The organism is Arthrobacter sp. NPDC055585 (assembly GCF_053619115.1).
Map to the genome: position 1 here is coordinate 102,670 of NZ_JBSHIT010000003.1, position 17,908 is coordinate 120,577.

Annotated in this window: 19 protein-coding genes; 6 read left to right on the forward strand and 13 right to left on the reverse strand. The window is 67.5% G+C overall.

Going from position 1 to position 17,908, the window contains the following annotated elements:
* Window positions 1–6: 6 nt before the first annotated feature.
* Entirely contained in the window at window positions 7–1,635 is a 1,629-nt protein-coding gene (locus ACWGQ2_RS06670) for a peptide chain release factor 3 (protein WP_452015551.1), read from the reverse strand.
* A 169-nt stretch (window positions 1,636–1,804) separates the two neighbouring features.
* On the opposite strand from ACWGQ2_RS06670, the gene ACWGQ2_RS06675 reads away from it, so the two are divergent.
* Window positions 1,805–2,956 carry an acetyl-CoA C-acetyltransferase gene (locus tag ACWGQ2_RS06675; protein WP_452015553.1) on the forward strand — a complete coding sequence of 384 codons (1,152 nt, stop codon included), beginning with the start codon at window positions 1,805–1,807 and terminating at the stop codon, window positions 2,954–2,956.
* Window positions 2,957–2,984: 28 nt separating this feature from the next.
* Window positions 2,985–3,530, forward strand: coding sequence for a GNAT family N-acetyltransferase (locus ACWGQ2_RS06680; protein ID WP_452015555.1), 546 nt, complete (start codon window positions 2,985–2,987; stop codon window positions 3,528–3,530).
* On the opposite strand, the gene ACWGQ2_RS06685 is transcribed toward ACWGQ2_RS06680, so the two are convergent.
* From ACWGQ2_RS06685 to ACWGQ2_RS06740, 12 genes are all read right to left on the reverse strand, one after another.
* Complete coding sequence (locus ACWGQ2_RS06685; RefSeq protein WP_452015557.1) at window positions 3,527–4,114, reverse strand: V-type ATP synthase subunit D; 588 nt, start codon at window positions 4,112–4,114, stop codon at window positions 3,527–3,529. The genes ACWGQ2_RS06680 and ACWGQ2_RS06685 overlap by 4 nt on opposite strands.
* A complete protein-coding gene (locus tag ACWGQ2_RS06690) occupies window positions 4,111–5,514 on the reverse strand; it encodes a V-type ATP synthase subunit B (RefSeq protein ID WP_452015559.1) in 1,404 nt (467 codons plus the stop codon). The genes ACWGQ2_RS06685 and ACWGQ2_RS06690 overlap by 4 nt, the downstream gene beginning before the upstream one ends.
* Window positions 5,511–7,289 (reverse strand): V-type ATP synthase subunit A, encoded by a 1,779-nt coding sequence (locus ACWGQ2_RS06695; protein WP_452015561.1) that lies wholly within the window; start codon window positions 7,287–7,289, stop codon window positions 5,511–5,513. Before ACWGQ2_RS06695 ends, ACWGQ2_RS06690 begins: the two co-directional genes overlap by 4 nt.
* Entirely contained in the window at window positions 7,277–7,801 is a 525-nt protein-coding gene (locus ACWGQ2_RS06700; protein ID WP_452015563.1) for a hypothetical protein, read from the reverse strand. Before ACWGQ2_RS06700 ends, ACWGQ2_RS06695 begins: the two co-directional genes overlap by 13 nt.
* Window positions 7,798–8,028, reverse strand: coding sequence for a hypothetical protein (locus ACWGQ2_RS06705; protein WP_452015565.1), 231 nt, complete (start codon window positions 8,026–8,028; stop codon window positions 7,798–7,800). Before ACWGQ2_RS06705 ends, ACWGQ2_RS06700 begins: the two co-directional genes overlap by 4 nt.
* Window positions 8,025–8,477: an ATP synthase subunit C gene (locus tag ACWGQ2_RS06710; RefSeq protein WP_452015567.1), complete on the reverse strand. Its 453-nt coding sequence runs from the start codon at window positions 8,475–8,477 to the stop codon at window positions 8,025–8,027. The genes ACWGQ2_RS06705 and ACWGQ2_RS06710 overlap by 4 nt, the downstream gene beginning before the upstream one ends.
* A complete protein-coding gene (locus tag ACWGQ2_RS06715; RefSeq protein ID WP_452015569.1) occupies window positions 8,474–9,790 on the reverse strand; it encodes a V-type ATPase 116kDa subunit family protein in 1,317 nt (438 codons plus the stop codon). The genes ACWGQ2_RS06710 and ACWGQ2_RS06715 overlap by 4 nt, the downstream gene beginning before the upstream one ends.
* Window positions 9,777–10,802 (reverse strand): hypothetical protein, encoded by a 1,026-nt coding sequence (locus tag ACWGQ2_RS06720; protein WP_452015571.1) that lies wholly within the window; start codon window positions 10,800–10,802, stop codon window positions 9,777–9,779. The genes ACWGQ2_RS06715 and ACWGQ2_RS06720 overlap by 14 nt, the downstream gene beginning before the upstream one ends.
* Window positions 10,799–11,260, reverse strand: coding sequence for a hypothetical protein (locus ACWGQ2_RS06725; RefSeq protein WP_452015573.1), 462 nt, complete (start codon window positions 11,258–11,260; stop codon window positions 10,799–10,801). The genes ACWGQ2_RS06720 and ACWGQ2_RS06725 overlap by 4 nt, the downstream gene beginning before the upstream one ends.
* Window positions 11,261–11,309: 49 nt before the next feature.
* Window positions 11,310–11,633 carry a ferritin family protein gene (locus ACWGQ2_RS06730; protein ID WP_452015575.1) on the reverse strand — a complete coding sequence of 108 codons (324 nt, stop codon included), beginning with the start codon at window positions 11,631–11,633 and terminating at the stop codon, window positions 11,310–11,312.
* 146 nt (window positions 11,634–11,779) lie between these two features.
* The gene (gene msrB, locus ACWGQ2_RS06735; RefSeq protein WP_452015577.1) at window positions 11,780–12,220 is read right to left on the reverse strand and encodes a peptide-methionine (R)-S-oxide reductase MsrB; all 441 of its coding nucleotides are present in this window, start codon (window positions 12,218–12,220) and stop codon (window positions 11,780–11,782) included.
* A 100-nt stretch (window positions 12,221–12,320) separates the two neighbouring features.
* Window positions 12,321–12,812: a hypothetical protein gene (locus ACWGQ2_RS06740; protein WP_452015579.1), complete on the reverse strand. Its 492-nt coding sequence runs from the start codon at window positions 12,810–12,812 to the stop codon at window positions 12,321–12,323.
* Window positions 12,813–12,906: 94 nt separating this feature from the next.
* On the opposite strand from ACWGQ2_RS06740, the gene ACWGQ2_RS06745 reads away from it, so the two are divergent.
* From ACWGQ2_RS06745 to ACWGQ2_RS06760, 4 genes are all read left to right on the forward strand, one after another.
* Window positions 12,907–14,154 (forward strand): alpha/beta hydrolase, encoded by a 1,248-nt coding sequence (locus tag ACWGQ2_RS06745; RefSeq protein WP_452015581.1) that lies wholly within the window; start codon window positions 12,907–12,909, stop codon window positions 14,152–14,154.
* A 134-nt stretch (window positions 14,155–14,288) separates the two neighbouring features.
* Window positions 14,289–14,672 (forward strand): DUF1304 domain-containing protein, encoded by a 384-nt coding sequence (locus ACWGQ2_RS06750; RefSeq protein WP_452015583.1) that lies wholly within the window; start codon window positions 14,289–14,291, stop codon window positions 14,670–14,672.
* 207 nt (window positions 14,673–14,879) lie between these two features.
* Window positions 14,880–15,416 (forward strand): hypothetical protein, encoded by a 537-nt coding sequence (locus ACWGQ2_RS06755; RefSeq protein WP_452015585.1) that lies wholly within the window; start codon window positions 14,880–14,882, stop codon window positions 15,414–15,416.
* A 411-nt stretch (window positions 15,417–15,827) separates the two neighbouring features.
* Entirely contained in the window at window positions 15,828–17,747 is a 1,920-nt protein-coding gene (locus ACWGQ2_RS06760; protein WP_452015587.1) for an HNH endonuclease, read from the forward strand.
* The last annotated feature ends 161 nt before the right edge of the window (window positions 17,748–17,908 follow it).

The window sequence follows — 17,908 nt, forward strand, 5'->3', positions numbered from 1 at the left end:
GCGGGCCTAGTACCCCGCGCTGTTCGGTGACTCGGTGCCGATCACGGCCAGGGGAACCTCCGGATGGTTTTTCTCCACCCGCCGCAGCGCCCACACGTCGTTGAAGACTGCAACATAGGCTCCGTCGGTGCGGACCAGCACCTCTGCGCCGTGCACATTGCTGAGGATGTCCGCGGCGGAGGCATCGGTGAGCCGTGCCAGGGAGTAGGAGAGCTGTTCGTAGCGCATGGGGGCGTTGAAGTCCTGGTTCATCCGGTCTTCCACCACCTCGAACTGCATGGGGCCGACGGCGGCCAGCACCGGTGCCTGGTCTCCGCGCCGGTCCGAGCGCAGCACCTGGATGATGCCCTCGTGCTCGAGCTGGTCGATGCCGCGGCGGAACTGCTTGTAGCGGCTGGGATCCTGGGACCGGGCCACCCGGAAGTGCTCGGGGCTGAAGAACGGAATCGGCGGGTACTGCACCGGTTCCTCGACGTAGAGGCTGTCACCCACCCGCAGGGCAGAGGCATTGACGAGTCCGACGACGTCGCCCGGGTACGCCTGGTCGATCACCTCGCGCTCGCGGCCGAACAGGTGCTGGGCATACTTGGTGGCGAAGGTCTTTCCGGTGTTCGAATGCGTCACGACCATGCCGCGCTCGAAGATGCCTGAGCAGACGCGGATAAAGGCGACGTGGTCCCGGTGGGCCTTGTTCATGCCGGCCTGGACCTTGAATACAAAACCGGAGAACGGGGCATCGACGGGGCGCTGGCCGCCGTCGTTGTCCACGCGCGGTGAAGCGGACGGCGCCAGTTCAACCAGGGCATCCAGGATCTGCTTCACGCCGAAGTTCAGCGCAGCGGAGGAGAACAGGATGGGGGTGGCCTTGGCGTCCAGGAAGGCCTGCCGGTCGAACTCGCGTCCGTCGATGACCAGTTCGGCTTCGCCGAGGGAGTCTTCCCACGCATCACCTTCCGCTGCTGCGGCTTCTTCGGGGCTGAAGTGCTCTTCCAGTGCCAGCGAGGCGCCGGAGTTCTGCCGGGTGAAGCGGACGAACTCGTCCTTCTGCAGGTCCCACACGCCGCGGAAGTCACCGGCAATGCCAACGGCCCAGGTCAGCGGCATGGGTGCCAGCCCGGTGCGTTCGGTGATTTCATCCATCAGGGCCAGCGGGTCCAGGCCGGGGCGGTCCCACTTGTTGATCACGGTAATGATGGGCAGGTTCCGGGAGCGGCAGACTTCGAAGAGTTTCATGGTCTGCGTTTCCAGGCCCTTGGCTGCGTCCACCAGCATCACGGCGCAGTCGACGGCGGCGAGGACGCGGTAGGTGTCCTCGGAGAAGTCGGCGTGGCCCGGGGTATCCAGCAGGTTGATGACGGTGTCCCGGTACGCGAACTGCAGTGCGGTGGAGCTGATGGAGATACCGCGGTCCTTCTCCATCTGCATCCAGTCGGACACCGTTTCGCGGCGGTTGTCCTTGCCGTTGGTTGCCCCCGCAGTACCAATGACGCGGGCGTGCAGGGCCAGCGCTTCGGTCAGCGTGGACTTGCCGGCATCCGGGTGGGAAATGACGGCGAAGGTCCGCCGGCGGGCGGCTTCTTTCACGATTTCCCGGGAGGCGGTGGTGCTGACGGTGGTGGAAACCTGTTGGGACACTCCGCTGCTTTCAGACTTGGGTGTGGGGTGGGGCTGCGTGTGCTGGGCAGCCGGTTCGCTGCGATCACAGCTTTCCATTCTACCCGGAGCCCGCCGGGAGACCGGACGGGAGGTGTTTTGGCTTAGTGTGGTGCAGAACACAGGCCGCTCTACGTGCAGGGGATAGACCATGGCTGAAGCATTCATTATCGACGCGGTGCGCACTCCGGTCGGCCGGCGCGGCGGGGGACTGAGCGGTGTGCATCCGGCTGACCTCGCTGCCGCCGTCATCGGCGAAACGGTGCGGCGTACCGGCATCGAGTCCGGTGAATTCGATGAGGTGATCCTGGGTGCCATTGACCAGGTGGGCCCGCAGGCGATGGACATTGCCCGCACCGCGTGGCTCGCAGCCGGGCTCTCCGAGCGGGTGCCGGGAACCACGGTGGAGCGGCAGTGCGGCTCCGGGCAGCAGGCAGTGACATATGCCGCGCAGGCGGTGATGAGCGGGACCGCTGACCTGGTGGTCGCCGGAGGGGTGCAGAGCATGTCCTCGGTGCCGCTGTCCTACGCCAACACTGCCGCCCGGGAGCTGGGGTTCGATAACCCGTTTGCCGGGTCGGCCGGCTGGGAAGCCCGCTACGGCACGCAGCCGATCTCGCAGTTCATCGGCGCGGAGCTGATGGTGGACCGCTGGGGGCTGAGCCGCGCAGAGATGGAGGACTTCGCCGTCGGCTCCCATGAACGGGCGCTCGCAGCCCAGGCCGAGGGGCGCTTTGACCGCGAAATCCTGCCGCTTGCCGGCATCACGGCCGACGAAGGACCCCGGGTCCCGAACCGGGCAAAGATTGATTCCCTTGCACCGCTGAGCGAAGGCGGCAAGCTCACCGCTGCAACGTCGTCGCAGATTTCCGACGCCGCTGCCGTCCTGCTGCTGGCCTCCGAGGACGCAGTGCGCCGGTACGGTCTGAAGCCGCGGGCCCGGATCCACCACATCTCCGCCCGCGGGGACGATCCCGTCATGATGCTCAGCGCCCCAATTGAAGCCACCCGGCACGCCCTCAAGCGCACCGGCATGTCCCTGGACCAGATGGACCTGGTGGAGATCAACGAGGCCTTCGCGTCCGTGGTCCTGGCCTGGCAGCGCGAGCTGGAGGCGGATATGTCCCGGGTCAACGTCAACGGCGGCGGCATTTCCCTGGGCCATCCCATCGGCGCCACCGGAGCCCGCCTGATGACCACAATGCTGCACGAGCTCGAACGCACCGGCGGCCGGTACGGACTGCAGACCATGTGCGAGGGCGGCGGGCAGGCCAACGTCACGATCATCGAACGGCTCGGCTGATATTCACCCGTTCTCCTAGACTTCCGCCATGACCATTAGTTTCCTGCCCATGGTGGAGTCCAGTAGTGAGTCCACGGCTCTGGTGCAGTTCCTGACCTCTAACCGTTTCCCCTTCCACGTTCTGCCCGTCCATTCCAAGGAGTCCGCCCGGAAACTCGTGGAGGACGGACGCTTCTGGAGTTCGGAGTCCGTAGGGTTCTGGATCGAGGACGACGGGCAGCGCATCGGACTGGTGGTCCTGGACGACCTGGAAGAAGACACACCCATGTTCGACCTGAGGCTGGGGGAGGAATACCGCGGCCGCGGGCTGGGCGTGGAAGTCCTGAAGGAACTGTGCGCAATGGTCTTTGAGCGGTTCCCGGAGGCTGTCCGCTTTGAAGGCCAGACCCGCGAGGACAACATCGCGATGCGCCGGACGTTCCTGCGTGCCGGATTCCTGAAGGAAGCGCACTACCGCCAGGGCTGGCCCACCGCGGACGGCACCCGGCTGGCATCGGTTGCGTACGCGATCCTGCGCCAGGACTGGGTCAACCAGGAGATCACGCCGTTCGACTGGGAAGACGTTTCGGCCTAGACGGCGCCGGCAGCCCAGCGCAGGCGCAGGCTCTCCTCCAGTTCCTGTTCCGCGAGGCTGCGCTGGATCCGGTCCAGCTCTGCCTCCAGCTTCGGGATCCAGCGGTGTTCGACGGCGCGCTGCCGGGTTCGGGTGGCGGCAAGCTCCCGGCTGACCAGCAGCAGGGCCCGCGCGTCGGCAGCATGAACGACGGCGGCGGCGAGCGCGTCCCGGTGCGCGGCGGCGGCGTAGAGCAGGGCCGATGACCCCGCGGAGGGTGTCTGGGCCGGCAGGTTCACCGCGGCGTCTTCGGGATAGGAGATGCCCATCGCCCCGCCCCACCGGATCTCCGCCTCGGCGAGGGTGTCCGGAACGGACTCCCGGATCCGGCCCAGCCCGTCCAGCGCCAGTGACCGTCCGAGCCAGAGGGTGGCCCGGGCGGACGCCTCGTGGAACCGGCGCAGGCTTTCCTCTGACTGTTCGGCCCGGTTGCCGATGGCGATCCGCAGGATCTGCTGTTTGCGGTCCAGCAGTTCGGCCCCGCGCCGTGCGGTTTCGAGCCGGCGTTCAGTTTCTGCCCGTGCTGCCCGGCCGGTGCCGCTCACAGCCGGGCTCCGCCGATCGGTCCGGGGAGGTACTTATCCAGCAGCTCGGGGGAGAGCATGCTCAGCTCGCGGCGCGGCAGCACACCCAGGGCTTCCCACGCCAGGCCCAGGGTCGCCTCCAGGGACCGGTATTCATCCACCCCCTGGTTCAGCAGTTTCTGCTCCACCACCGCCCGGAACTCGATATAGGCCCGGTCTGCCTCGCCCAGTGCTTCCTGGCCCACCAGTTCCGCAAGCTCCGAGGCCTGCCGGGCCCTCGCCATCGCCGCCAACACCTGTGCCGCTACGTCCAGGTGGTCCTCCCGGGTCCGGCCCTTGCCGGCCCCGGAGCGCATCAGCCGGGACAGGGAGGACAGCACGTCCACCGGCGGATAGATGTCCCTCGCGCTGATCTCCGGGGAGAGCACAATCTGGCCTTCGGTGATGTAGCCGGTCAGGTCCGGCACCGGATGGGTCATGTCTCCCGAGGGCATGGTCAGCACCGGAACGATCGTCACGGAACCCTCCCGGCCCTGAACCCGTCCGCAGCGTTCGTACAGGGTTGCCAGGTCGCTGTAGAGGTATCCGGGGTAGCCGCGCCGGGCCGGGATTTCCTTCCGGGCCGCGGAGACTTCGCGGACGGCTTCGGCGTAGCTGGTCATGTCGCTCATGACCACCAGGACGTCACTGCCTTCCTCATACGCCAGGTGCTCGGCGATGCTCAGTGCGATTCGCGGGGTGAGGATGCGTTCAATCACCGGATCATCGGCTGCATTGAGCAGCAGTACCAGTTCCCCGGCGCCGGAGCGTTCCTCCAGCCGGTCCCGGATGTAGGAAATGTCCGCGTGGGTCATGCCCATGGCTGCGAAGACCACCCGGAAGTTCTTGCCGCCGGTCCGGGACTGGGCGGCGATCTGCGTCGCGAGGGTCAGATGCGGCAGCCCGGCCACTGAGAAGATCGGCAGTTTCTGCCCGCGGACCAGGGTGGTGAGGGCGTCAATGGCGGAAATACCGGTGATCACCGCCTCCTTGGGGGGAATGCGGTAGACCGGGTTCAGCGGCCATCCGCTTACCGGCTCCACCGTGTCCGCAGTAATAGGGGGACCGCCGTCGAGCGGTTCGCCGCGTCCGTTGCAGACCCGGCCCAGCCACTGAGGCCCCACGGGGATGTGCAGCGGCCGGCCCTGGAAACGCACCGAGATCCCGCCCAGCCGCATTCCCTCCGTGCCTTCCAGAACCTGCAGCAGGGCCTGGTCGCCGTCAACCTCCAGCACCAGGGCATGGCGCTCCGCTTCGCCGTCCACGTCCACACCGGCGAACTCATCCCAGCCCACGCCGTCGGCATCTCCTACCACCATGAGCGGCCCGCGCAGCTCACGCACGTCGCGGTGCGAAACCAGGTTCCGGTTCGGGACGGTCATTGCAGCTCCTTCAGCCCGGCCAGGAAGGCCGCAGCGCGTTCGGTGACGCCCTCGGCGTCGGAAGGCCCGGCGGACTCGCGCAGGCGCAGCAGCGGGGAAAAGTCGAAGGAATCCACGGTGGCCGGCGGCACGCCGTGAGCCACCAGATCTTGGCAGGCGTCGATGGTGTCCAGCACCGCCTGCAGCAGTGCGGCGCCCTTGGCCGCCGAGGAGTAGCCGTCGTTCTCGCTGAGCGCGTTCTGCACCAGCACGCCGTCGCGCAGCAGCCGCCCGCCCAGCAGAACCACCTGTTCGTGGCCGGGCAGCGAGTTGGCTCCGATGATTTCCGCCAGGGCGGCCAGCCGGTCGGCCTCGGCCAGGATCAGACTGGCGCGGGCACGCCGCGAGGCCCACTCGGGATCCCCGTTGGCTGCGTGCCAGCGCCCCAGCGCATCGGCGTCCCGGGAGAAGGAACCGCGCCAGCTCACTGCCGGATAGTGCCGCGAGTACGCCAGGTCCCGGTCCAGCTGCCAGAGCGAACGGACAAACCGCTGGGTGCCGGTGGTCACCGGTTCGCTCATGTCGCCTCCCGGGGGAGAGACGGCACCGATGACGGTGACCGACGCCGTTTCCCCGCCCAGCGTGACGGCCAGTGAGGCACGTTCATAGAACGCGGCCAGCTCCGAGGCCAGCGACGCCGGATAGCCCTCTTCGGCAGGCAGGTCACCGTTGCGGTTGGCGAACTCGCGCAGCGCCTCGGCCCAGCGGGAGGTCGAATCGGCGATCACCACAGCGTGGTAGCCCATGTCGCGGAAGAACTCCGCGACGGTGACCCCGGTGTTAATGCTCGCTTCCCGCGCCATCATGGGCATGTTGGAGGTGTTGGCGATGATTACGGTCCGCTCCAGCAGGGCACCGCCGGTGCGCGGATCCTCTAGGTGGCTGAGCCCGTCGAGGACATCCGCCATCTCGTTGCCGCGCTCGCCGCAGCCCACGTAGACGATCACATCGGCGTCGGACCATTTGGCGATCTGCTGCAGCAGCAGCGTCTTGCCGGTGCCGAAGCCGCCAGGTACCGCAGCGGCGGCACCTCGGGGAAGCGGGAACATCAGGTCCAGCACCCGCTGCCCGGTGTGCATCGGCACCGCGTCGGAGAGCCTCGAGGCGACCGGCCGGGGCCGGTGGACCGGCCAGCGCTGGGCCAGGTTGATTTCCGTGCCTGCCACGACTGCGGCCCGTTCCAGCGGGCGCAGCATGCCGTTGCCCAGCCAGGTGAGTTCACCGTCGACTCCCGGCGGCACGGTTACCCGGAAGGGCACACTGCCGGCTTCCGGCACGGTGCCGAGCACCTGCCCCGCGGTGACGGTGTCTCCGACGGTGGCCTGCGGTTCGAACTTCCACTGCCGGTCCAGGACCAGATGGTCCTCTGCGGCGTCCTCCCGGTCCGCGCTCAGCCACAGGGGAGCCGAGGACAGCGGCCGGAGCAGGCCGTCAAAGACCTGTCCCAGCAGGTGCGGGCCAAGCAGGGCGGAGAGCTGGTGGCTGGTTCCTTCAGCGGTGTCCCCGGCCTTCAGCCCGCCGGTGTATTCGTAGGCCTGCAGGACGGCGTCGTTCCCGTTGACGGCGATGGTCTCCGCTGAGATCCGGTCCGGCCCGAGTGCCACCACTTCCAGCATTGAAACGTCCGGCAGCCCGCTGATTTCCACCAGTGGTCCGCTGACCCGGCGGATGCGGCCCGCGCTTGTTCCGGGCGGCGGCTGCTCACGGGGGATGCCCCCGGTGTTTACTCCTGCCACAGGTCCCGCACCTCCCCGGCATAGCGTTCCATGGCTGCGTTGCTCAGGGCAGGCAAGGACAGGTCCACACTGCGTGAGCCGAGGCTGGCGGTGATCCCGCCTCCGGGAGCTTCACGGATCTGCGCGTCCGGACCGAGCAGGCTGCGTGCCTGGTCCCGCAGGGAGTCCAGCAGGGCCGGATACCGCGGATCTTCACGGAGCTTGGCGGCCTCGGCCAGGACCTGCCGGCGCAGCTGCCCGCGCAGTTCCTCTTCCCGGGCCAGGACCGTGCCGCCGGCTGCCCGGCGCGCACGGGCGGAGCGCAGCACGGCTTCGGCTCGCGCCGCTTCCCGGCCGTCCGCCTCTGCCCGGCTACGGATCTGCTCTGCCTCGGCACGGCCCCGCTCGCGGATGTCCGCCGCCTGCCGTTCCGCGGTGTCCAGGATGGTTTGAGCCTGCGCAGCGGCCTCGGAGCGGATGGCATCGCGGATCGGTATCAGGGCCGTTGCTGCGGCGCGCGGCAGGCTGCTCATGCGGGCAGCGCCACGGTCAGCGGAGCCGCGGGATCGTCCAGATGCCCGGCCAGGGCGGCAGCGGCGTCGGCGGTCAGGATAACGACGGCGGTGTCCTCGGGAAGCTGCTCCCACGCCTGCAGCACGTCCTCGTCCGACTTCGCGGGGACCAGCCGGGCGCCGCCCAGCTCGTAGCCGGCCAGGATCCCCGGCGCGCCCAGTGCCGCGATGACCGTCCGGGTGCTCATGCCTGGCCGATCAGGATGATGGAAATGATCAGCCCGTAGATGGCGATGCCTTCAGCCAGGCCAACCACCACCATGGCGCGGCCGAAGATTTCCGGGCGTTCACTCATGGCTGCGAGCGCGGCGGAACCGGTGTACGCAACAGCGATCGCCGCACCAATCGAGGATCCGGCGACGGCGATCGCTGCGCCGAGCAGGGCCGCGCTGGAGCTGCCGCTGCCGTCCGTGGCCATGGAGACGGCCGTTCCTGCCGCTCCGCCGGACGCAGTGGCCGGTGCTGCAGCGAAGGCCGCGGCGAGCAGGGCCAGGGCACCGGCCATGATCAGGCCGTTCACGCCGAGCATCACCTTGATGCCCGCTCCGCGCCGGCGCCGGAGCAGCCAGATCGCTCCGCCGGCCAGCAGGACGGTGATGATCAGTGCCAGGGGGATGCCGGCAAACCAGGGGTTCATGGCGTTTGCCTTTCGGTGGTGGACGAACCGGATGCCGCGGATTCGGGCAGCTGGGGGCTCCAGGGTTTGAACGGACGGCCTTCGTCCGTGAAGATGCGGGAGAACAGCTCGTAGTACTCCAGCCGCAGCGCCTGGATCGCTGCGACCAGCCCTTCGAGCGCGAACGTGATCGCGTTGCCAACCAGGAACACCACAACTGCCAGTACGGCCCGCCAGTCCGGATGCCACAGGGCGGTGGTGCCCTGCCAGACGATGGACATCAGGGCAGCGTGGGTGAGGCCGAACGCGGCGAGGCGGGTGAAGGACACCAGATTCGAGGCAAGCTGGATGACCGTGTCCACCAGCTCCACCGATGCCTGCATGGTGCCCGTTCCCCCGCCGCCGGCTTCAACGAACAGCCCGGTGAAGATGAGCACCAGGGCCAGCGCTGCCAGGACGGCTGCGGCGATCACCATGGGGGTCCAGCCGGCCACCAGCCCGCCGGCCAGCATTCCGACGGCGAGGAAGAGCAGCGCCCCGGCCAGGCCCGTCCGGGCGTATAGGGCATACCCCCAGCCGCCTTCGCGGACCCGGTTGATGGTGCCGACCGTGAAGGCCACGGCCAGCAGCACCGCGCCGAAGATCAGGGCGGCAATGAGCAGGGGGATGGGATTCTCCACGGGCTCCAGCCAAAGCACCGGTATGACGTGGGTGGGCCCGAAGAACTCGCCGTACAGCACGCCGAAGAACACTGCTGCCAGTCCGGCGCCGAAGATGAACAGCCAGGTCCGCTGGAAGCGCCGGATTCTCGCGATCCTCCCGGAACGGACGATCAGCCCGGCGAGCACCAGCAGCAGCCCCTGCCCGGCGTCGCCGAACATCATGCCGAACATCACCACGTACGCCAGTCCGGCCAGCCGCGCCGGGTCCACGTCTGCGTACGGCACCGTGGTGTAGGTGTCCACCAGCAGGCGGGAGAGTTTCGGTGCCTGCCGGGTGCGGCGTTCGTTTCCGGTGAGCAGGGTGGGCGGCTGGACGCCGCGGGGTGCCTTCAGCGGCACCAGCCCGGCACCCAGCGGCTTGAGCGTCTGCTGCAGTTCAGAAACCCGGCGCGACGGCGCCCAGCCCACCAGGCCGGAGACGGCGCCGTTCTCCACTGCGGCTTCGGCCGCACGGTCCACTTCCTCCGGCCCGTCACCGGGGGTGTAGGGCAGTTCAAGTTCGACGGCGGCGCTGCGGGCTACCTGTTCCAGCGCCTCCCGTGTCCGGTCAGTCGGAGCAATGACCGCCACGCGGTCCATCCGGATGGGGCTGAGGGTCTCACGCCACTGCATCAAGCACCTCGCTTCCGCCGCCGGAGGCCGCTGCGGCCATCGCAGCACGGACCCGCCAGGCGTCCACCGCCAGTACGGTGACTGCCCCGACTGCGACGTCCGGTCCGGGCAGCCCCGAGCGCAGCAGCCGGAACGCATCTTCCTCGACCCGTGCCCGCAGCGCTGCTTCGGCCCGCCAGAGGTCACCGGGTTCCTCGACGCCGACCAGCACCGGCGCCGCTGCGGCCGGAAGCGCTGCCCGGAAGGAGTCAACGTCCTGCGCCTGGGCCCAGGTGCCGCCGATCATCGGCTGCAGCAGGCTGTTCAGCCTGCTCTCCGGGTCGGGACGGACCGCCGAACCCGGCTCACCGGACGTGCCGGGCTGGACGAGCACCCGGCGCGCCGCCAGCAGCGCCGCGCCGGAGACCATCCAGCTGCGGGTCTGGGGCGCGGCGGCGGCCAGCCGGCGGATCCAGACCACGCCCAGGGTGTCCGCCAGGTCCTCCGGAGTGCCTGGGTCTCCCCAGGGGCTGGTGCGCAGCATGTCCACCAGCTCGGCAATGTTTCCGGCCCTGGACAGCCGCGGCCAGGCGGTGGCAAGTCCGCCCAGCTCGAAGTACTCAGGCAGCGCAACGCTTCTGCGCAGCGGGGTTCCGGCTTCTTCAGCCGCGTCTTCCTGCAGTCGGCGGGCAAGGACCGTAATGTTGGCAAGCTCGAATGCGGCTCCGGCCGCGCGGACCATCCGTGCGCCGGAGACGGGCAGCCACCCGGCCAGGACCCGCAGCTGCCAGAGGACGCTGCGGCGCGTCGCGTGCTGTGCCGCGGCGAGCTCCGGGCCGGAGCCGCTCCGTCCGGAATTCCCCGGAGTGTTCCTGTTCGCAGCCAGCTCCGGGCCGTAGCCGGTCTGTTCGAAGAGTTCCACGGCCTGGGACAGAGTGCCCAGCGCCGCGGCGTCGCGGCAGAGCCCGGCGCCGGCCCGCCGGCGGGCCATGGCCTTGGCACGGACGGTCGCTGCCACCCAGTCCGACCTCATGGGGTTTGCCCTCCCGTGCCGCCGTTGTCCGCAGCTCCGAGGTAGTCCCGGGGGATGGACGCGGCGATCTTCGCGGCGAGCGCCGGTAGGCGTTCCTGCGCTGCCTGGCTGAGCTGTTCAGCACGGTTCCTCGCCTGCGCCAGCAGTTCCTGCTCCTGGGCTGCGGCCTGCTGGGTTACCTCTTCGGCGGCCCGGGCACGGACGGAACCGGAATCAAGCCGGGCCTGGGCCACTTCGGCTTCGGCCTGGCGCCGCGCGTCGGCCAGCAGGTTCCTTGCCTGCGCTGCGGCTGCTTCGACCTGCGCCCGTCCTTCGTCGGTGTCCGGCTTCAATGCCGCGAAGACGGGCAGCAGTTCGGCGTCGGGCCCTTCCTGGTCCGTGGATGGGACTCCTGCGGGACCGGAAGGCCCTGGTGCCCCCACCGGACGGAACCGGTCCAGAATGGTTGGCCGTGCCAAAGCTCATGCACCTCCGGGGATCGGCAGCCTGTGGCTGCGGCGCTGGGACCTAGTCGTTGTCGGTCGCCGCTGCCTCTGAGGCTTCGCCGTGGGCAACAATGTCGCCGTCGGTAAAGAGGATGCCGCGGGCCATCTCCCGCCATTCGGGTGTTTTGCGGAGCAGGAACTCAAGTTCCATGGAGAAGTGCTTGAACTCTTCGCCCAGCGAGTCCTGCATGATCGCCCGGGAGGCCGCATCCGGTTCCACCGAGATGCGCTGGACATACCAGCCAATGGCTTCGGCTTCTTCACTCAGGCTGGCGCACATCCTGGCGAACGTGCGTGTTTCGGCGGAGAGTTCCGACGGCGGCTCGTGATACTGGTCTGTTCCCATTGCAGCTCCCTGGCTGTCCAGTCCAGCGCGCGGGCACGGAAAAGCCCGCCGTACGCTGGGCCGAAAACGTGTTTGACCCGTTATTCGAGCGTACGGCGGGCTACCGGGGGGCACAATGGCCGGGCGGCAACTGCGCGGTGTGCCGGTTAGTTCCCGTCAGCGGTCTTGGGGACCAGCTTGATGGAGATCGAATTGATGCAGTACCGCTGGTCGGTGGGGGTGTCGAACCCTTCGCCTTCGAACAGGTGTCCCATGTGGGAGTCGCAGTTCGCGCAGCGGACCTCTACGCGGTCCATGCCCATGCTGCGGTCATGCAGGTAGCGCACCTTGCCTTCTGCCAGCGGCGCAAAGAAGGAGGGCCAGCCGCAGTGCGAATCGAATTTCTCGCTGCTGGTAAACAGTTCCGCCCCGCAGGCCCGGCAGGCGTACACGCCCTCGGTCTTGGTATCCCAGTACTCTCCGGTGTACGGGCGTTCCGTGCCCGCCTTGCGCAGTACCTGGTACTCGGCCGGTGTCAGCTCGCGGCGCCACTCGTCGTCGGACTTCTGGACCGGGAACTGCGTGCCGGTGTCATTGGTGCTGTTCATTGCCGCCTTCCTGTTCGTTCCTGTACTGCTCTTGTTCCTCACAACGTCGGGAACCGGCCAATAAGTCCCGGTTTCGGTTTCCACTTGTGGCTGGAGTCTCCTACGAGTCCCCGATGAAGGTGGAGCCGGAGTAGAGGTGCAGCACCGGGATGCCCAGCCGGTCCTGGGCCTCATTCGCCCAGTCAGTGCCGAACGTGTCCTCCACAGCATGCGGAGTGGTGATCACCACCACCTGCTGGGCCTGGACGCGCTTTGCTTCCTGAACCACCGCTTCTACCGGGTTCTCGCCCGTGACCCGGCCCTCGGCGTCGAACCCCAATCCGCGCAGCAGGTCCAGTGACTCCGCCAGCTCCTGCTCTGCGGCCTTGACCTCCAGCTTCCGGCTCAGATGCGGGCCGGCGATGTTGCGGTAGGCGGCGGCGAAGTCCAGAAGGCTCAGGTTATCCAGCACGTCCACAAGCATGTTCCGCCCCGGATCTGCCGGCACCAGCACATCGAACCGCACCGGGTTGTCCTCTGCCAGATAGCCCAGGTTGCGGGCATCTGCCTCGTTCAGCGTTTCTTCGGTAAGCACAAGAATCGTTGGGTTCATTCCGCCAGCCTAGCTTTTGTGCGTCCCGGTGCCAGCCGGAATGTCCTGAACCGGCGTTTACCTGCCCGGGGAGAAAGTCGGTAACAATAAAGGCATGGTTCTTATCGCATCCGACGTTACCGAATCTGCCTCCGGGCTGGCTGCGCCGTGGGTCAAGTGGACTGCCTTCGGTGCGGGGATGGGTGTTGCGGCCTCTACCGCCGTCCTGGCCGCGACGTCGGGCCTTGCGGTTTATTTCGCGCGGCAGATCGTCACCCCGCGCAAGGACCGCGACGAGAACCTCGAAATCCTCGCCGTCATCGACTCCCCGCACGGCCTGCAGGTCATCCTGCCCGCGAACGAGGACACCACAGTTCCCGGGACCTACGGCCTGTACTGGGACCGCGGTGCCGGGCATGCCCGCATTGGAGAGATCCGTTCCTATGTGCCGCGCGAAGGAACTGTGCAGCGCGACGTCGAACAGGTCTACTCCGGTGACATCGCCACTGCAGTGCGGGGCTGGTGGTCCGGGGCCATCCATCCGTCGCCGTCGGCTGCCGGTTTCCCGCAGGAGGATGTGGAGATCGATGTAGAGAACGGCAAGGCTCCGGCCTGGCTGGTGCGCTCGCTGGACGACACAGGAACGTGGGCCATCATGGTCCACGGCCGAGGTGCCCAGCGCACGGAAACGCTCCGCGGTTTGGGGGCCGCCCGGCGTGCCGGGATGACGAGCCTCCTGATTTCCTACCGGAACGACGGCGAAGCCCCCTACGCCTCAGACGGCCGGTACGGTCTGGGACTGACGGAATGGCGCGACGTCGAAGCAGCCATCCGCTACGCGCTGGAGAACGGTGCACGCGACGTCGTGCTCTTCGGCTGGTCCATGGGCGGTGCGATTGCGCTGCAGACTGCCGATCTATCCCCGCTGAAGCGGCACATCCGCGCGCTCGTGCTGGACGGTCCGGTGGTGAACTGGGTGGAGGTCCTGGCCCACCACGCGCGGCTGAACCGGATTCCCGCGCAGGTTGGCCGGCTGGGCCAGTGGCTGATTTCCAATGCTGCCGGGCGCACACTGACCGGGCTTGCGGCGCCGCTTGATCTGCGGAGCATGGACTGGGTGTCCCGGGCCGAGGAGATCCGGACGCCGGTGCTGATTGTGCACAGCGAGCGGGACGAGTTTGTTCCGGTGGGACCGTCTGCGGACCTGGCCGAGAAGAATCCCGATCTGGTGACGTTCGTCCGGTTCCCGCAGGGCGGCCATACCCGCGAATACAACGTCGACCCTGCGCGGTGGGAAGACACAGTGGCGGGATGGCTGGAGACTGCCCTCGGCCGCACCCGCCGTCCGGCTGAGCACCGCTAGTCTCTTTCCGCGTTCCTCCGCGTTCCTCCGGGTTTACGGCGCTTCATTGTCACGGCTCATTGTGGGGCGCTGAGCCGGGTGCGAGCATTGGGGTAAGCGGGTCTCTGGGTGTTCCGGTACCGCAAGGAGGAACCATGCTTGTAGCCGCATCGGTCTTCGCACTTATAGCCGCTGCCATCCACGTGTACATCTTTGTGCTTGAGTCCATCCGGTGGACGGCTCCTGCAACCATGGCACTGTTCCAGATTCCGAACGGAGAGCAGGCGGCCCACACCCAGGCGCTCGCCTACAACCAGGGGTTTTACAACCTCTTCCTTGCTGTGGGTGCAGTCCTTGGCGTCCTGCTGCTCGGAATGGGGAATGTGGCCGTCGGTGCCTCCCTGGTTGGGTTTGCCGCTGCGTCCATGATGCTTGCCGGTGTGGTGCTGCTGCTGAAGGACTCCCGTATGCTCCGTCCGGCCCTGATCCAGGCTGTACCGGCGCTTCTGGCTCTGGTGTTTCTTTTCGCGGGGGTGTGACGGGGACACCAGGCCCCTTGGAACGCCGTCCAGGCTCCCAATGTCCGCATGCGCCGTCGTCGGGCCTTATGCCCGTGCTAGATTGCGCCCAGATAGGACTGCATTCGCATTTGTGGTGCTGGGAGTCCAACGGGGGAAGTCGTGGGGGAGAGAGCTATGGGGAGGCCGGCCGCGGGGGCCATGCCTCCAGCAGAGAGTGTTGCAGGGGTGGACAGTGCACCGGACACAGGCCTTGAAGAGGCTGGCCGGATAGCCGACGCCGCCGCCGGCGCCTGGCTGCTGCGTGCCGTGGGGATGGGCGCGGTACTCGCGTTGCTCTGCGAACTCAGCGGGAACGGCGGATTCCGTCCGCCGTGGGAGCCCCTGGACCTGTCCGGGATCCTTCCGGGTCTGCATCCGCTTCCCGTGCTCCTGCCGATGTTTCTACCGGCGCTGCTGATCTTCTGCGCATACTTCTTTGTCGCCCGGACGGAGAACCGGTTGAACGTGCGCCGCCAGCGTGGTGCGCTCGTACTGCTGGGCTTTGCTTCTCTGTTTCTGGCGCCTCCGCTGTGGAGCGTGACATTCAGCGGGGTATACGGTGCGGCGCTGCTGGCGTTGGCTGTGCGTACCCGGGACACCCTGACTGTGGCGACTGGCGTAATGGCGCTCGCCGCGTATGTAGTGAGTACGTTTCTCTCTGTCGGCTGGGTGGTCCTCCCGGTGCTTGGGCTCATGGCTCTGGCGGCGTTTGCTGCGGCCTAGCGTGTGGCGACGGAAGCCCGAAATCTTCTGGCTGCGGTCTGAGGGCGGGCAACCCGGGCCAGTGGGCGTGATGACTTTGGCACGCCGGGCTGCTGGGCCGGGGCTTAACGTCTGGATCGGGTTTGGTGTTGACGAAGCTGACGGATTTGCCGGAGCTGATGGAGGACGGGCCGCGCCGGGTCTGGGAGCCCGGAACCATACACGCCCCTTGGCAGACGGAACTTGCCCTGCACAGGCCCAGAATTCGGCCCTGGCGCGAACGGTTATCCCCACCTCCGGAGGTGACTCTTGACCCCTGCTTGGGCGTGCGCATGCGGGGGGACACGAGGCATTTCTAAGTGACTGAAGCGGGTATCAGAACCCGTAGGTTTGCCCTTTCCATGATGCGCACCAGATCCTAGACTCGAACACATGTTCGAATCAATCGACGGTAGTTCCAAAAGCTCAGGCGCTGCCGCGGGTATTGCCGCGGGCTGGACGGGTGGCCGCGGAAGTACATCCGGCGTGATTGAGATGAGCGCAAATGCGGGGGATCTGCTGGGCCGGTTCGAAGCCGCCGAAGGCGAGTCAGGCTCTGCATGGGACCAGACTGGGTGGAACCCTGATGAGGGTGGCCAAAGGGAGTGCGCTCAACTTGATCGGCAACAACTTGGATGGAAAAAAGACGAGTCCGCTCTGCGCTCCCTCGAGGGAGTTGCCTATCCCGGGAGGGTTTCGGTAGAGAACGTTCGAACCTTCTCGGCGGCGCTCGCAGATGCCGATACTTGTGAGACCACGGACTCGCACCTCATCGATTTGATGCGTGCGTTGGAAGAACTGAAGTCTGCTGCTGCGGCGGTGCAGGCCGGTGCTGCTGCTGTGTTTGATGCTTCCCAGCGCCGGGCGCAGGCCCGTGCCGGTGTTCCGGCTGGCCAGCTCGGCCGCGGTGTCGGAGCACAGGTTGCCTTGGCCCGCAGGGATTCCCCGCACCGCGGCAGCCGGCACCTGGGGTTCGGGAAGGCCCTGGTCCACGAGATGCCTCACACGCTCAAAGCCCTGTCCTTAGGTGTGCTCAGTGAATGGCGGGCAACCCTTTTAGTGCGGGAAACAGCGTGCCTGGATGTGCAGGACCGGCACCGGGTCGATGAACTGATCTGCGCTGATCCCTCCAGCCTGGAGGGAGTAGGCGACCGGAAACTCATTGCCAGGATCCGGTCGGTCACCCAGGGCATTGATCCTGCCTCGCAGGTCCGCCGCAATGCCAAGGCGGTGGCTGACCGGTATGTCTCCTGCCGTCCGGCCCCGGACACCATGTCCTATCTGACCGGTCTGCTTCCGGTCGCGCAGGGTGTTGCCGTGTACGCCGCGTTGTCCCGGGCAGCGGATTCCCTGCGTGCCACCGGGGATGAACGCGGGCGGGGCCAGATCATGGCGGACACCCTCGTCGAACGCGTCACCGGCCAGACAACAGCAGACCGGGTCCCGGTTGAGGTGCAGCTCGTGATCACCGACCGGACCCTGCTCTCCGAGATCCTCATCCGGCAGAGCCAGGCGCCGCACGACCAGGGCTCAGAGCCACGGGCACCGCACAGCGCGGCAGACGACCCAGCAGACGGCGCAGGAAACGTTCCGGCAGGCACTCCGGGCCCGCGGCGAAGGGAAGCTCCGGACAGAGGCCAGGACACCACCCAGCTGGATACCCTGCCGGAGAGCCCGGCGTATTTCCCCGGCTACGGGATCGTGCCCGGCGCCTGGGCCCGGCAGCTGATCCGCTCCGCGCTAGGCACCAGTAACCGACGGGAAGCTCCACCGCTCACCGAAAGCCGGGCATCATCACCGCCTGACGCAGACCGTCAGGTGGCTCGACCGCCTGACTCAGGCCGCCAAACGTCAGAACACGCCGGCAGGGAGACTCCACTAGGAGAAGCGTCCCTGGTGAGCCTGCGACGCTTATACCTGGACCCATTGTCCGGAGAACTGACCGCGATGGAGTCCAAGGCCCGTGCATTCCCTGCCGGGCTGGCACGACTGATCCGCACACGGGACCAAACCTGCCGCACACCCTGGTGCGACGCGCCGATACGGCACATCGACCACGTCCAGCCCCACGCCGAAGGCGGGCCCACCAGCTACACCAACGGGCAGGGCCTCTGCGAAGCCTGCAACCACGCCAAAGAAGCACCCGGCTGGAACGCAGCGCCCATCAGGACCATGCCGGGTGAGAGTCTGGCATCGGGACCAGGATCAGGGCCCCGCACGTCCTATGGAACCCGGCACACCGTGCGGGTCACCACGCCAACCGGCCACACCTACACCTCCATTGCTCCACCGCTGCCGGGAACTGGTCTGTAGAGAACTACGCAGCAGGGAACCTGACGTCCATTTGGATAGCGCGGACCTGTTACGCTTTTCCGCATGATTGTTTCGGTACCCGGCTGCGTCATCGCAGCGGAAGGGCTGGTGGGCCTCAGGCCCTGCTGTGCGGCACGCTCCTAGCACCCGCCTCTAGAAAA